This is a genomic window from Rhodobacter capsulatus (genome assembly GCF_003254295.1).
Taxonomy (GTDB): domain Bacteria; phylum Pseudomonadota; class Alphaproteobacteria; order Rhodobacterales; family Rhodobacteraceae; genus Rhodobacter; species Rhodobacter capsulatus.
The window spans coordinates 1-13,111 of the sequence record NZ_QKZO01000008.1 but is presented as its reverse complement, the minus strand read 5'-3'; the positions used below and the strand labels follow the sequence as shown (position 1 = coordinate 13,111).

17 protein-coding genes are annotated in these 13,111 nt (G+C 67.0%); 3 read left to right on the top strand and 14 right to left on the bottom strand.

Features of this window, described 5'->3' with window-relative positions; genetic code table 11:
- Positions 1-29 precede the first annotated feature (29 nt).
- From LY44_RS12340 to LY44_RS12300, 9 genes are all read right to left on the bottom strand, one after another.
- Complete coding sequence (locus LY44_RS12340; RefSeq protein WP_055212758.1) at positions 30-203, bottom strand: CsbD family protein; 174 nt, start codon at positions 201-203, stop codon at positions 30-32.
- Between the two features lie 212 nt (positions 204-415).
- Positions 416-1,249 carry a DUF481 domain-containing protein gene (locus tag LY44_RS12335; RefSeq protein ID WP_055212757.1) on the bottom strand — a complete coding sequence of 278 codons (834 nt, stop codon included), beginning with the start codon at positions 1,247-1,249 and terminating at the stop codon, positions 416-418.
- A 223-nt stretch (positions 1,250-1,472) separates the two neighbouring features.
- A complete protein-coding gene (locus LY44_RS12330) occupies positions 1,473-2,132 on the bottom strand; it encodes a BON domain-containing protein (RefSeq protein ID WP_055212756.1) in 660 nt (219 codons plus the stop codon).
- Between the two features lie 123 nt (positions 2,133-2,255).
- A complete protein-coding gene (locus tag LY44_RS12325; RefSeq protein ID WP_055212755.1) occupies positions 2,256-2,762 on the bottom strand; it encodes a hypothetical protein in 507 nt (168 codons plus the stop codon).
- 72 nt (positions 2,763-2,834) lie between these two features.
- Positions 2,835-3,026 (bottom strand): hypothetical protein, encoded by a 192-nt coding sequence (locus LY44_RS12320; protein ID WP_055212754.1) that lies wholly within the window; start codon positions 3,024-3,026, stop codon positions 2,835-2,837.
- 317 nt (positions 3,027-3,343) lie between these two features.
- The gene (locus LY44_RS12315) at positions 3,344-3,556 is read right to left on the bottom strand and encodes a hypothetical protein (protein WP_055212753.1); all 213 of its coding nucleotides are present in this window, start codon (positions 3,554-3,556) and stop codon (positions 3,344-3,346) included.
- Positions 3,557-3,578: 22 nt separating this feature from the next.
- On the bottom strand, positions 3,579-4,190 hold the full coding sequence (locus LY44_RS12310; RefSeq protein WP_055212752.1) for a DUF1523 family protein: 612 nt from the start codon (positions 4,188-4,190) through the stop codon (positions 3,579-3,581).
- Between the two features lie 10 nt (positions 4,191-4,200).
- Positions 4,201-4,479 carry a hypothetical protein gene (locus LY44_RS12305; protein ID WP_055212751.1) on the bottom strand — a complete coding sequence of 93 codons (279 nt, stop codon included), beginning with the start codon at positions 4,477-4,479 and terminating at the stop codon, positions 4,201-4,203.
- Positions 4,480-4,526: 47 nt separating this feature from the next.
- Entirely contained in the window at positions 4,527-4,691 is a 165-nt protein-coding gene (locus LY44_RS12300) for a DUF3309 family protein (RefSeq protein WP_065118429.1), read from the bottom strand.
- A gap of 422 nt (positions 4,692-5,113) precedes the next feature.
- On the opposite strand from LY44_RS12300, the gene LY44_RS12295 reads away from it, so the two are divergent.
- Together LY44_RS12295 and LY44_RS12290 are read left to right on the top strand one after the other, a co-directional pair.
- Positions 5,114-5,509: a hypothetical protein gene (locus tag LY44_RS12295; protein WP_055212750.1), complete on the top strand. Its 396-nt coding sequence runs from the start codon at positions 5,114-5,116 to the stop codon at positions 5,507-5,509.
- Between the two features lie 156 nt (positions 5,510-5,665).
- Positions 5,666-6,061, top strand: a complete 396-nt coding sequence (locus LY44_RS12290) for a PRC-barrel domain-containing protein (protein ID WP_055212749.1) — start codon at positions 5,666-5,668, stop codon at positions 6,059-6,061.
- An 88-nt stretch (positions 6,062-6,149) separates the two neighbouring features.
- Here LY44_RS12290 and LY44_RS12285 read toward each other — a convergent pair whose 3' ends face one another.
- Together LY44_RS12285 and LY44_RS12280 are read right to left on the bottom strand one after the other, a co-directional pair.
- Positions 6,150-8,672, bottom strand: a complete 2,523-nt coding sequence (locus LY44_RS12285) for a cation-translocating P-type ATPase (protein WP_081024521.1) — start codon at positions 8,670-8,672, stop codon at positions 6,150-6,152.
- 110 nt (positions 8,673-8,782) lie between these two features.
- The gene (locus LY44_RS12280; RefSeq protein WP_055212748.1) at positions 8,783-9,328 is read right to left on the bottom strand and encodes a DUF1269 domain-containing protein; all 546 of its coding nucleotides are present in this window, start codon (positions 9,326-9,328) and stop codon (positions 8,783-8,785) included.
- A 307-nt stretch (positions 9,329-9,635) separates the two neighbouring features.
- Here LY44_RS12280 and LY44_RS12275 point away from each other — a divergent pair, with 307 nt between their 5' ends.
- Entirely contained in the window at positions 9,636-10,349 is a 714-nt protein-coding gene (locus tag LY44_RS12275; protein WP_201778597.1) for a LuxR C-terminal-related transcriptional regulator, read from the top strand.
- 73 nt (positions 10,350-10,422) lie between these two features.
- Here the strand turns inward: LY44_RS12275 and LY44_RS12270 are convergent, their stop codons facing one another.
- The 3 genes from LY44_RS12270 to LY44_RS17980 form a co-directional block, all read right to left on the bottom strand.
- Positions 10,423-10,641: a DUF3734 domain-containing protein gene (locus tag LY44_RS12270; RefSeq protein WP_055212746.1), complete on the bottom strand. Its 219-nt coding sequence runs from the start codon at positions 10,639-10,641 to the stop codon at positions 10,423-10,425.
- Entirely contained in the window at positions 10,638-12,722 is a 2,085-nt protein-coding gene (locus tag LY44_RS12265; RefSeq protein WP_170126690.1) for a recombinase family protein, read from the bottom strand. The genes LY44_RS12270 and LY44_RS12265 overlap by 4 nt, the downstream gene beginning before the upstream one ends.
- Positions 12,722-13,111, bottom strand: a 390-nt coding sequence (locus LY44_RS17980; RefSeq protein WP_161805953.1) for a hypothetical protein, incomplete at its 5' end; no start/stop codon positions are given. The genes LY44_RS17980 and LY44_RS12265, both read right to left, overlap by 1 nt.

The window sequence follows — 13,111 nt, the reverse complement described above, 5'->3', positions numbered from 1 at the left end:
CCATTCCGCGGCGCCCCGTTTCTCAGATTCTACGCGTCGCGGATCGTGTCCTTGATGCCGCCCACAGCGTTCTGGATCTTGCCCGCGACCTTTTCGGCCTCGCCTTCCGTCTCAAGCTTCTTGTCGCCGATGGCCTTTCCGATCGCCACCTTGGCCTTGCCCTTGACGACCTTTGCGGAACCGACAACCCGATCCTTGTCCATGATGTTTTCCTTTCAGGGGGTTCATCCGGGCGGCAGGGTCACGCGCGATCCTGACGACCGTTCCGAACTATGAGGCCATCCCGTCCGGTCGGCATTGACGCAGGTTAGCGCGGTCGTGCCTTCTGAAGCGCGGGATGTATCGGCCCGGCCCGATCCGCGCGGCAGTGAGCGGAGCGGATTTCCCCCGCTCCGCTCTGGCCGGCAGGGACGCGTCAGAAGGAATAGACGAGCGAGACCCCCAGCTTGTTCTCGGTCTTGACGGCGCGCGAGTCGTTGTACTCCGTCAGGTAGCTGATGCGGGTGGCGAACATGTCGGTCATCTTCACGTTCAGCCCCAGATCGTTGTTCACCCGCGTCGCGGTGTCCGATTCCAGGATATCGGTGTCATTCGTGGCGAAAAGCTTGTCGTTCAGCCGCCAGAACAGCCGCGACGAGGCGATGTAGCCGGTTTCGGTCACGGAGTCCTCAAGACCGTCCTGCAGATAGCTGACCCCGATGCCCGCCTGCACCCGCCAGCTCAGATCGCGGGTGTTGACAATGCGGTAGCCGGGGCCGACCCCGAGGAAGGCGTCGGTCTTGACGTCTTCGGCGGTGTCGGCAAGCCCGTCGGTCTTCACCCGGCCAAGCACGAAGCCGTAAAACGAGTCGTTGAAGTAGTAATTCGCGTCATAGATGAAGAAGGTGTCTTCCTTGGTCTTGTCCGAGTCGAATTCGGCAAAGTCCAGCACCATGCCGAGGTTCTGCACGAACGGGCCATTGGCAAAACGCAGCCGCGCGCCCAGGCTGAATTCGCTTGAATCCGTGGCGCCGGTCTTGCCCGCGTAACTCAGCGAGGCGCTGCCCGACATGCCCTCGCGATAGTCCGGGCTGCCGTAGCGAAAGGCATCGTTGCCGCGATCGAGGTCGATCTGCGCGGCGCGGTCGATGTCGTCGATGCGGTCGTCAACCGAATCGATGCCAACCAGCGCCGTTTGCGCAAGGGCCGCAGGCACGCCAAGCGCCAGCGCGGCAATCGTCGTGCCTGCCAGAAGAAGAATTCGGGTCATGGTCTGAACCTTTCGGAAAATCGGAACGCCCGGGCTGGGCGCTTGCCGCAGCCTGCCCCGAATCGCCCCCGCCGATGCTGCCGTGCATCAGTGCCGCGGCGGAAAAGCGGGGCCGGATCGTTATTCGTGCCGGAAGGCGGCGCAGATCCCCTGCCCGCCCGGCCGTCGCGACCCGCCCGCCCCGGATGACAGGGCGGACGGGGCATCGCATCGGCCGGAAACCTCAACCGATGCGGATGTGGTTCTCGACCGCCACGGTGCCGGGCGCGGCCCAGGCGGTGGACACGGCCAGCGTGCGGTCGCGCAGCGTCGTGGCGCGGCCCGACAGCGTGACCGTGCCGTCCTTCGTCTCGACATGCACGGTATCGGCGGCAAACCAGCCCCGGTTCAGGGCCTTCCGGATATCATCGCTGATCTGCTGCGCGTCGGCGCGCTTGCGCTGCGCCTCGCGGATCAGGATCTGATCGGCCACCCCGCGCACGCCCCAGAGCGGCTGCACCGCATGCACCGCCGCCGCGCGCTGATACTGGTGATCGACCGTGCCCTTGAGCGTGATCACCCCGTCTTCGACCTGAACCCTGACCGCCCCCGTCGGCACGGCACCGTCCCAGTCGAGCCGGTTCACCGCGGCGGCGGCGATCTCCTCGTCGCTGCGCTGCACATGCACGGGCAGCCGCACCTCGATTTCCTCGACGATCGCGCGCACGCCCTTGACGCGCGCGGTCGCGGTTTCCGCCGCGCGCTTCTGCCAATAGCTGTCGGCATGGCCGGAAAGCGTCACCAGACCGTCGCGCACGGTCACGCCGATCTGGTCCTCCCGCACCATCGGATCCCAGGCCAGTTCCGCCAGCACCTCGGTTTTCACGGTATGATCGAAGGTCATCGCATCGCTCCTTGCAAGGGGCGGCCCGGGCGCCCGGGGATCACGCGGGTCACGGCCGCCGCAGATCATGTCGTCCCCCGGCTTCGGCGCCGCGTCCGCGCGGGGCCGGCCGGGGGGGTATCCTCACTGGTCGAGACGCTGCACCACCGCATCGGCGAAGGACGCGATCATCGCCCTGTAGTACACGTCGCTGTCGGGTTTCAGCTTGGCAAGCTCCGTCCCCTCGGGCAGGAATTTCGCCGTCGCATTCACGTCGACCGTCTGCTGCCAGTTGTCGAAATTGGAATTGTCCTTGGCATCGGTGAAGCTGACCGTGCCCACCAGCCGGGTGTCGGCCAGGTTCATCGCTTCCTTCCAGGAATTGCTCAGCTCGAATTCCGACAGATCGACGGTGATCTTCAGACCGTCCTTGTCGGTGCGATCGACAAGACGGCTGGTCAGCGCGTTTTCAAGATCGGCCTCGATCGTGGCATAATGCCTGGCGGCGGCGGCATTCGACAGCGCCGCCAGATCGATCTGAACGTCGATCGCGCTCACCTTGCGATCATCCATGGCTTGGGCCGCGGTGGACAGGGCCATCCCGATCAGCGCGGCAACGGTCAGCAGGCGGACAGGCAGAGGGCGTGACATGGGGTTCTCCGGTTCTCTAAGGGGACACATGCGCCACCCCGGGCAGTTTGCACCGGGGTGGCACCTGTCGGGTCAGGCCAGCGCGGCCACGGCGGCGTCGAGCGACTTGGTGACGCCCGCGTCATCCTTGGCGGTCTGGGCCTTTTCGGCGGCCTGATAATGCTTCAGCGCGGCCTCTTTCTTCGGGCCGTCGGGCGCCTTGTCCCAGGCGGCCTTGACGGTCTTGATGCGTTCGGCGCTGTTCGAGGTGGTGTTGGCGTTCATCGGCTTGGTCCTTTGTGCGATCTGCCGCGGCGACAGGCTGCGCAGATCTCCGCAAGGTGATGGAATTATCCGTCACGGAGTGCAGCCTGCAGGGCTTTGGACAGAGACCATGGCAAGCGGGTATTCGATTGCCATGGCGCACCCTGCCCCATCCCCCCGAGTCGCATCCTGATGCAGGTTTGCCCCGGGGCGCGATGGGCGGCTTTCCGCGGAGCCTGCGCCCAAAACATCTCCCCCCGCAGCAAGCTGCGGGGGGAGCGCCCGAACGCATCCGGGCAGGGCAAGAGGGGCCCGTCGCCGAGGGTCGGCCGGAGGGGTCAGCCGTTGCGGCAGCCGGGCACGTTCAGATCGCGGCAGAAATAGCCCGCGGCGCCGCCGACGACCGCGCCGGTGACCGGGCTGCCGCCCGTGGCGCCGGAAATCACCGCGCCCCCGGCCGCCCCGGCAAGGCCGCGCTGCGCGTCGTTCTCCAGGCATCCGGCAAGGGCGAAGGCCAGAGCAAGGGTCAGCAGGCTGGATCGGATCGACATGACATCATCTCCTTCAAGGGGGTCAAAGCTGCGGCGGCAGGGCCGAGGGGATCGGCGCAAGCACGTCCGAATCCTCGGTTTTTTCGGGCTTCGGGCCGAACATGCGGCGCTTGAACTGCCGCCACATCCGCACAATCATCGCCGCCCCGAGCCCGAGCAGCCCGAGCAGGATCAGATTGATCCAGGGAAAGACCGTGACCTCGGGTCCGGCGACGGGGTAAAGATTGACGGCATTCGGGTAGATCGAAAAGAACGGCGTGCGCCAGCCGTAATGGGTGATCACCACCCATCGCGGCGCCTCCTCGGTCGAGACCGCGTTCGAGGCCTCGGCCTGCAGGTTGGAGCTGTCGTATTTGAAATAGGGCGGCCAGACCCAGCCGGTGTCCTCGTTGCGATAGACGCTGACCTCGCCATTCGGGCGGACCGCCTCGATGAAGCGGATGTCGCGTTTTTCCACCCCGCTCGCCGCGGTTTCAGCCTGGGCGAAGAACAGCCAGTTCGCGCCGATCGTGGTCTGGCGGTTGTAGGTGTTGGTGATCCGCACCACGTCGTGATGCGGCAGGTTGTAATGCAGCACCGCGATGAGCAGCACCGCCACCCCGCCGCGCAGGGACCATTTGAGCTTTGTCCACATGGGTTTGCTCCTAAAGAAGGTTGACGACATAGGCGGTGACCGCGACGGCGATCATCGGGATGATGTAGATCAGCAGCAAAAGCCGCTTCTTCAGGCTGACGTCGTAATCCGCCATCCCTTCGGCGATGAAGGCCGAGCGGCTGTCGACATCGGCGCCCGCGGTCACGGCGGCGTCGAAATCGCCTTCCAGACTTTGCCGCTTGAGCGAGCGTTCATAGGCCGACACCAGCACATAGGCGACCGAGAGGACCAGAAATCCGACGATCGTTCCGGTGAAAAATCCATACATTCCATGCCCTCCCGGCAGGTTTCCGTCCGATGGCGGACGCGATGGGGTCAAAGTCGCCCGGTCAGCACGAGCACGACCAGCACGACCAGCAGCACGCCGAGCACGCCGATGCCGCCATGGCCGAAGCCATAGCCGTAGCCGCCGAAGCGACCGGAAAAACCGCCAAGCAGAAAGATGACCAGAACGATGATCAGAAGGGTTCCGACAGACATGATCGTGCCTCCAGTCAGGCTTTGCAGCCTGCTTGCATGATGGGAAAAGGGTCGGCTTCGACCCTGTGTTCGGGGTCCGTCGCGGCGCGGGATGCGCCCGTTTCCGACGGATCGGACCCGGCCCGGGCGCGCAGGGCGCAACGGGACGGGGGTGTTTTCCCTTGTGATCCGAAAAGCGACCGGCGGCACTAACATGGGTAATGGCCGCGCCCCGGGTTTTCGCTAGGGTTGTGTCGAGCGCCCGTTCCCGCCCCGCATCGCAAGATCGGACCCATCGGGGGCGGGCGTGTCAGCGGCAACGATCGGACCGGAACGAGGCAGCCGGTCAGGGGCATCCCTCCTGATCCGCGTGACGCCGGGCCGGTCGTTGTTCGCGCCGGGCCAAAGCGCCCGATCCCCCCTCACTGCGAAAGGTGATACCCATGAGCGATCCCGCGACCCGTCTGGAGCAGATCCGCGCCGAGGTGCAGGACCTTCACGACCAGATCAGCGACTACATTGAAAAGATGCAAGGTTCCGCCAAGGCGGAGCTGGCCGAAGCCCAGGTCGAGGCCGAAGGCTTCGTCACGCGGATGCAGACCGTCGTCGAGACCCGGACCCAGGAAGTCCGGGCCGAGATCGACCGGGCCAAGGATCGGATGGGCGTCGCCGCCCTGCAGGCCGAAGACAAGGTGAGCGAGGTCCGCGAGGGGATCAACGCGGCCGGGGCATCGCTGCGCGAGGGCGCCCAGCACGCGGCGCAGGCCACCAAGGAGACGATCTCGGATCTGCGCACCCGGGCGGCGGCGGCGATCGCGCCGAAAAAGGAACCGGTCTGACCGGATCCCTGGCCACGCCGCCCGCAGTTGCGTCCCGGGCAGCGTGGTCCCTCTCCGGCCTTGCCGGACACTGCGGCGGCCCCGACCGCCTGCCGCCGACCCCGTCGGGTGGAGGATCTCTGCCCGATCCCTCTCTCTTTCATGAAGGATACCCCCATGACGTATCGTGCGATTTTGCTGACGACCGCCGTTCTGGCCACCGGCCTTGCGGGCGGTCTGCCCGCCCGCGCCGAAACCCCGATGCCGACGACGGTCACCCTGACCGAGGTCGATCCGACCGTGCTGGCCACCGGCTACCGCGCCTCGGAGATCCTCAAGGCCGATGTCTACAACGATGCGGGCGAAAAGGTCGGCACGCTCGAGGACATGATCGTCACCACCTCGGGCACCGTGCCCTATGCGGTGGTTTCGGTCGGCGGCTTTCTGGGGATGAACGCGCATCACGTCGTGGTCGCGGGCAGCGCGCTGCAGCTGATGGGCAAGAAACTGACCCTGCACGGCGCCACCAAGGAGTCGCTCAAGGCCCTGCCGAATTTCACCTTCGGCTCCTGAGACAAGACGAAAGGCCCCCCGAAAGGGGGGCCTTTCCCATGCGCGCCAAGCGTCATGCGTCATGCGGGAACGGGCGGCCGCCGCTGGGTCAGCCTGCCGCCGGGGCGGGTCTTGCCGGGCCGAACCGCGCCCACAGCGCCTTGAGCGCCTCGAGCAGCACCAGCACCGCCGCCCCCGCCGCCAAAGGCACCGCCAGCGCCACGGGCGGCGGCAGCTCGAAGCCGAACAGGGCGCGGATCTGCGCCACGCCCAAGACCAGCGCCAGAACCGTTGTCACCGCCGCCAGGATCACGCCAAGCGCCCGGTTGCGTCTGGACAGGGCGGTCAGGACCGAGGCCGAGCGCACCCGGTTCACCAGGATCAGCGCCAGGATCGTCATCACCAGGGCGGCAAAGCTCAGCGCCCGGGTCTGCGCCTCGGCCATGCCGAACTGCGGCGCGGCCAGATGGATCGCGGCCACCGCGGCAAAGGCCACGACGCCCTGCGTCAGGCTCCACAGGATCGTCGGGCCGGAAAACAGCGGCTCGGCCACCGGGCGGGGCGGACGCGCCATCAGGCCCGCCTCCTCTTCCTCGGCCTCGAAGACCAGCGCGCAGACCGGGTCGATGATCATTTCCAAAAGCGCGATATGCAGCGGCCCGAACAGCAGCGGCGTGCCAAGGATCAGCGGCAGAAGCGCCAGACCGGCAATCGGCACATGCACCGCCAGAATGAAGCTCATCGCCTTGCGCAGATTGTCGTAAATCCGCCGCCCCAAGGCGATGGTGCGGACGATCGCGCCGAAATCGTCGGTCAAGAGCACGATCGCGGCGGCCTCGCGCGCGACATCGGTGCCGCGCCCGCCCATCGCCACGCCGATATGCGCCGCCTTGAGCGAGGGCGCATCGTTCACCCCGTCGCCGGTCATCGCCACGATCCCGCCGCAGGCTTTCAGCGCCTGCACGATGCGCAGCTTCTGCTCGGGCCGGATGCGGGCAAAGACGGCGGCGCCCGCCAGCACCTTTTGCAGCGCCGGATCGGTCATCCCGTCCAGATCGTCACCGGTGAGCGCCCGGTGATCGCCCAGCCCCGCAAGTCGGGCGATCGCCTCGGCGGTGGCGGGATGGTCGCCGGTGATCATGATCACCCGGATCCCGGCCGTCTTGCAGGTGGCCATCGCCTGCGGCACGCTGGCGCGCAGCGGGTCGATCAGCCCGACCAGCCCCAGAAATCGAAACGCAAAGCCGCTTTGCCGGTCGGGCAGATCGGCCGCCTCGGTCTCGGCCTGCGCCACCGCCAGCACCCGCTGCCCGGTCGCGGCAAGCCGGTCCACCCGCGCGCGCAGGGTCTCGGGGGCGAGACCGCAAAGCGTCGCGATCGCCTCGGGGGCGCCCTTGGCATAGGCGGTGACCGCATCGCCCTGCCGCCAGACCTGCGTCATCGCCAGAAGCTCCGGCCCGAGCGGATAGGAGCGGATCAGCTTGCCCGCACCCGGCGGCGAAAGGCGGTGAAAGGCCGCCTCCATCGGGTCGAAGGGCGCAGGCGCCGAGGCCCGCGTGCCCGCCTGCGCCAGCCCCTGAAAGGCGGGCGCAAGCGCGGCCCCGGCCTCCCATGCGCAGCCATCGGCCAGCTGCAGGCTGGCGATCGCCATCCGGTTTTCCGTCAGCGTGCCGGTCTTGTCGGTGCACAGCACGCTGGCCGCGCCCAGGGTCTCGATGGCGCTGGCGCGGCGGGTCAGAACCCCCGCCTTGGAGATCCGCCACGCCCCCATCGCCATGAAGACCGCCAGAACCATCGGGAATTCCTCGGGCAGCATCGACATGCCGACGGCAATCCCGGCCAGCAGCGCCTGCAACCAGTCGCCGCCCCGGGTCAGGCCGTAAAGCGCCACCACCCCCAGACTGACCGCCCCGCCGATCAGCGCGAACCAGAGCACCAGCCCGCGCATCTGCCGTTGCAGATGCGGGGTTTCGGGATCGAGAAGCGCCAGCGAGGTGCCGATCCGGCCGATCTCGCTGGCCGCGCCGGTGGCGATCACCCGCGCCTCGGCGCTGCCGCCCACGACCAGCGTGCCCGAAAACACCCGCGCTGTGGCGCGGGCGGCGCTTTTGCGCACCGGCACCGCCTCGCCGGTCAGCAGCGACTCGTCGAGGGTCAGCTCTGCCCCCGATTGCAGCTGCGCATCGGCGGGCACCCGGTCGCCTTCGCTCAGCGCGATCAGATCGCCCCGGACCAGATCCTGCCCGGCAATGCGCCGCCGCTGCCCGTCGCGGATCACCAGCGCCCGCGGGCTGGTCAGATCGCGCAGCGCGTCCAGCACGCGTTCCGTCCGCGCCTCCTGCACCACGGTCAGGCCGACGGAAAGCCCGGCAAAGGCCAGCAGGATCGCCCCTTCGGCGCGATCCCCCAGCAGAAGATAGATCGCCCCGCCCGCCAGAAGCAGGCTCAGCATCGGCTCTTTCAGCACATCCAGAACCAGACGCACCGCCCCGCGCGGTCTCGGGCGCGGCAGGGCATTCGGCCCTTCGGCGCGCAGCCGCCGGGCGGCCTCGGCCGCGGTCAACCCGGCCGCAAGAGGCGGACCCTCGGGCCGCAGGTTTCGGGACAGGTCGTCAGAGGAACGCTTGCGCATGGGCGGGACCTTTCAGCGGTCCGTCAGTCTGCGATCCGCCGGAGGCGCCGACATTGACCTGCATCAGCCCCGCCGCAGCTTCGGCGGCCTGCGGGCCGTTTGCGGGTCTTTCAGACCGCGGGCTCGGGTGTGGGGACCGGGTTTGCGGTCTTGACCTTGGCGGCTTCGGCATGGGCCAGGGCAAAGGTCGCCCGCAGGCGGTCTTCGGCGGCCGGGTCGAGATCGGTGCGCAGGATCTTGCCGCCGCTTTCGCCAAGCCGGGCGATCACCATGTCCGAGGCCGAAACCCGCAGCAGCACGAAGAGCGCCGCCTTGCCGGGCGCCAGCGTCGCCGTGACCTCGCGCATGAATTCGTCCCTGATGCCGAAATCCGTCATCGCCCCCGAGAGCGCCCCCGCGGTCGCGCCAAGCAGCATGCCCGCGATCGGCTGCAGGACCAGAAGCCCCGCCAGAAGCCCCCAGAACGCGCCGCCACCGGCGCCAAGCGTCCAGAAATCGACCATATGATGCAGCCGGATCGTGCCCTTGGCATCCACCGTGGCGACGACCGCATCGGTCACCTCCAGCAGGTCTTCACGCACCATGGCGAACAGGGCGGTGCGCGCGGCTTCGGCCTGTTCGACACTGTCGTGACCGATGACGATGAGTTCCGACATTTTACGCTCCTTGGCTGGCCCGCCGCCATTCCGGCAAGGCGGACGGTTGACAACATCTCTTCGGCCTGCGGCCTTGGGCAACGGGATCGCCGGGGCGCAGCCCGTGTCGGCCACGATCTTGCGACGGACGGGGCGGGCGCGAAGGGACACAGGCACCCCGGTCGGAAGCGTAGCGCGGCGCCGCCCGCGGGGGCAGGGTCGGAAACTACTCAGCACCGGGCTGACCCACGTTAAGACGCCTTGGCGCAACCGGGCTATCTTGCCGCCAGGCCTCGAGCCGGGGCTTCGCGCAGAAAAGGGCAAAGTCATGTCACCAGTCACATCGCATCCCACCGACCGGGGCACTGTGGGCGGCGCCGAGGCCGAGGGCGCGCGGATCGCCGAGCAGAACCTGATCCTGCGCAGCTTGCTGGCCCGCCAGATCGCCGCGACCGAGGCCATGACCTCGGTCCTGCGCAGCCTGAACCTGCCGATCCTGCTCTTCGGTCGCGACCTGCGGCTGCGCGACTTCACCACGGCGGCCATGCCGGTCTGGGGCATCGGCGCGGCCGATCTGGGGCGGAGCGCCGCAATGCTCGGGCCGCAGGCCCACGGACCGACGGTTCCCCTTGCCGAACTGGCGGCGGTTTGCCGCGCGGGCAAGCCCCGGACAAGGCTTGCCGCGGGCCGGGATGGGGCGCTTTGGCGGTGCAACCTGCAGCCGCATCCGAGCGGTGCGGGGACGGTGTCGGGGGTGATCGTGCTGCTCTTGCCGCAGGGCCCGACCGCCGAGGCCGGGCAGGCGTCGCCGCGTCTGTCGGGGCTGACGGCACGGCAACGGCAGGTGATGGAGCTTGTTCTGGCGGGGTATCCGAGCAAGAACATCGCCGAGGATCTGGGCATCAGCCGACGCACGGTCGAAAACCACCGCGCCGCGGTGATGCGGCAGACCGGCGCCACCTCCCTGCCCGCCCTGGCCCGGATCGCGCTTGGCTCGGCGCGCGGCACGGATTTCCGTTCCGGCTCTGCACCGGAGCCGTGAGCGCACGGCAAAAGCCCCGATCGCGCGCCTCTAACGGCCCCGGAGCGGCCCGCGCGCGGCGGCAAGGCGCCGGTCAGATCTCCTTGCTGCCGATCCCCGGATCGAAGATCCGCAAGCCGGACGGGGACGCGCCGCGCGCTTTCCAGGCCTTGCGCGAGAAGGTCTGGCTGACATAGCCGCAGCCCGCCACCCAATGGCCCAGCATCGTCAGCCGCGAAAAATCATAGTCTTTCGAATGGCTTTCGAAGGTCTCGGCGCGGATCGCCTGCAACTGCCGAAAGCGATCGATCACCCATGTTGATACCCCCCATTGTCAGGCTGACAGATTCTCAAATCCAGTTCGCCGATCACGTGATTTCGTAGGTTCTGCACCCCGTCCAACACGACTGACGTGTCGGGAAACAGATAGGCACCGGTTGGCTGAGGGTTGATGAGCAGCCGCTTTTCCCTGATCTGGACATAGAGCCAGTTGACCGGGATCCCCAGCTTTGCAGCAAGAGCCGTTGTGCTCAGGTAGCCGGGGTCGTGGTTCCACCGCCGACACGAGGGAGGTGCCTTGATGCCCTCGGCCAGCCGGATGCGCTGCACGGTGACAGGCAGAACCTTGTCGGCACAGTTTGCCGCGCGATGTCCCTCGGTGGTGAGAAGACGGGCGATTTCATCGTCGGGCATGCCTGTCTTTGCCAATTCAAGCAGGCGCACCCGCATTTCGGCGCCCCGTGCGAGCTTCGTGATCGCAGTGACCCGCATCTTGACGTCAAGTTCGGTCACCGCCCCGCCGCGCCATACGATGCGGACCAGCGCGCTCTCGGGCGTCCGGTCCAGCACCACCTTGTCCACCAGGCAGCGCAGGAGCGACTTGCGATGTGCGTCGGTGGTGGCGGGATCCGCCCAGATTTGCGGCAGGCGTCCCGCCAGGGCCACCACCTTGCCCGTGAAAGCCTTGCCCATTGCCATGGGCGCGGTCGGCTGTTGTGCGGACTGCTCGGCCAGCGCGGCCTCCGCCGCGCGAACCTCCATCAGCGCGCTTTCCCAGCGGCGCTCAAGTTCGGTGGCGACAAGACGGTTGTCCGGATCGACGCGGTCATACTGTCGCTGCGCCAGGGCCGCCGCATAGCGTTTGCGCTCGACTTCGCGTTCTGCGTTTGCAAGCAAGGCGCTGTCGACTTTGCTCTGAGCCTGGCGGGCGCGCGACAGGGCATCGAGTTCCGCAGGGGCCAGCGCGGACAGGAAGGCCTCGGCAACAGCGGCGTCCACTGCCTCGGCCCGGATGTGCTGGCAGGCGGGCAACCCGGAGTGGGTGCGCAAGTGGTTGCAGACATATTCGCCGCCGCCCTTGTATCGCACATACATCTTGTGGCCACACCGCCCGCACCACACGATGCCATGCAAGAGCAGGTCGCCGTCGCGGGGGATGCCTCGTGTCTTGGTGCGCATGTATTCGGCCCGGTTGTCGCTCACGATGCTGCGGATTTTCTCATAGGTCTGCCAATCGATATAGGCCGGATATCGGTCCTTCACGACGATACGCCATTCCTCGAGAGGTCTCGCCACTTTCGCCTTTGCCGCAGACCGGCTGTCCGGCGCGGTGTCCCGCATGCGGGTTCGGCCATAGACGAAAGCGCCTGCGTAGGCGGGATTCTTCAAGATCGCAGCGACCGCGGAAACCGTCGCGCGCGCCCAGTGCAACGCGCCGTGCCGGTCCCTGCGTGGCAGGTCGAGACCACGCGCATTCAGTATGCGCATCACCTTGGCGATGCTGCGCAGCTTCAGAAAGAGGTCGAACACAAGACCAAGCCGGTCCTGAACACTCCTGTCGGGATCCTTCAGCACGACGCCGGTCTCCCGGACGAGGCCGACCGGCAAGGTGAGGGCGAGCTCCCCGCGCTGTGCTTTGGCCATCAAGCCGGTCGTCAGGCGGCTGCGGATCGTATGCAGTTCGAGTTCGGAGATGGTGCCCTTGAGGCCCAGCAGAAGGCGTCCGTTGGCACTGCCGGGGTCATAAACGCCATCGCGATCGGCGATCAGACACCCCCGCAGCCCGCAGATGTCCAGAAGAGGATACCAATCCGAGCAGTTGCGCGCGAGCCGCGTCACGTCGACAGACAGGATCAGCCCCACTTCGCTGAGCCCGACCCGACCGACAAGTTCCTGAAACCCGCTGCGATGTGCGGCCGAGGCGCCGCTCAGACCGAGATCGGCGTCGATCACGTCAATGTCGGCTTCATGCCATCCAAGCTCGCGGGCGCGTTGGCTGAGCGCGTATTGCAGCCGCAGGCTCTCTTGGTTGCTCACGACCTGATGCGGCGTCGATTGCCGGATGTAGACGACGGCCTTGCGCTTCAGATGCGCCAGTTGGATCAACTCGGACATCACGAAAGACCTCCGCCAGAACCACGGCAATATCGTCGACGATCTGGCGCCTCAGCGTCACCGGCAGCGTCGTCCAAAGATCTTCGGGTGCCGTGCTCATGATCCAAACTTACCACATTTAGTAAATCCAGCAAAGCTTCCACGCTCAGTTTGGTGGGGGCAGTCAGCAAGGCAAACGGCTCGGTCACCGCCACCGGAACATTCAGTGTCACGCCATCGCGATACGCGACCTCGTAGAACGGCAAAGAACTGCCCCTGCGAAACAACGATCGGCCAAGAACTTGGAACCTGCGCCCAAAGAGCGGATGGCGCGGATCAAGGACCTGAACCTCCTCTGGAAAAGATTCGTCAGCATCACCAAAGGGGGTATCCCCAAACACCTTCGTTCG

Excerpts from the sequence above, each read along its gene's own strand:
- LY44_RS12340 (WP_055212758.1), bottom strand. The coding sequence starts at position 203 with ATGGACAAGGATCGGGTTGTCGGTTCCGCAAAGGTCGTCAAGGGCAAG.
- LY44_RS12335 (WP_055212757.1), bottom strand. The coding sequence starts at position 1,249 with ATGACCCGAATTCTTCTTCTGGCAGGCACGACGATTGCCGCGCTGGCG.
- LY44_RS12330 (WP_055212756.1), bottom strand. The coding sequence starts at position 2,132 with ATGACCTTCGATCATACCGTGAAAACCGAGGTGCTGGCGGAACTGGCC.
- LY44_RS12325 (WP_055212755.1), bottom strand. The coding sequence starts at position 2,762 with ATGTCACGCCCTCTGCCTGTCCGCCTGCTGACCGTTGCCGCGCTGATC.
- LY44_RS12320 (WP_055212754.1), bottom strand. The coding sequence starts at position 3,026 with ATGAACGCCAACACCACCTCGAACAGCGCCGAACGCATCAAGACCGTC.
- LY44_RS12315 (WP_055212753.1), bottom strand. The coding sequence starts at position 3,556 with ATGTCGATCCGATCCAGCCTGCTGACCCTTGCTCTGGCCTTCGCCCTT.
- LY44_RS12310 (WP_055212752.1), bottom strand. The coding sequence starts at position 4,190 with ATGTGGACAAAGCTCAAATGGTCCCTGCGCGGCGGGGTGGCGGTGCTG.
- LY44_RS12305 (WP_055212751.1), bottom strand. The coding sequence starts at position 4,479 with ATGTATGGATTTTTCACCGGAACGATCGTCGGATTTCTGGTCCTCTCG.
- LY44_RS12300 (WP_065118429.1), bottom strand. The coding sequence starts at position 4,691 with ATGTCTGTCGGAACCCTTCTGATCATCGTTCTGGTCATCTTTCTGCTT.
- LY44_RS12295 (WP_055212750.1), top strand. The coding sequence starts at position 5,114 with ATGAGCGATCCCGCGACCCGTCTGGAGCAGATCCGCGCCGAGGTGCAG.
- LY44_RS12290 (WP_055212749.1), top strand. The coding sequence starts at position 5,666 with ATGACGTATCGTGCGATTTTGCTGACGACCGCCGTTCTGGCCACCGGC.
- LY44_RS12285 (WP_081024521.1), bottom strand. The coding sequence starts at position 8,672 with ATGCGCAAGCGTTCCTCTGACGACCTGTCCCGAAACCTGCGGCCCGAG.
- LY44_RS12280 (WP_055212748.1), bottom strand. The coding sequence starts at position 9,328 with ATGTCGGAACTCATCGTCATCGGTCACGACAGTGTCGAACAGGCCGAA.
- LY44_RS12275 (WP_201778597.1), top strand. The coding sequence starts at position 9,636 with ATGTCACCAGTCACATCGCATCCCACCGACCGGGGCACTGTGGGCGGC.
- LY44_RS12265 (WP_170126690.1), bottom strand. The coding sequence starts at position 12,722 with ATGTCCGAGTTGATCCAACTGGCGCATCTGAAGCGCAAGGCCGTCGTC.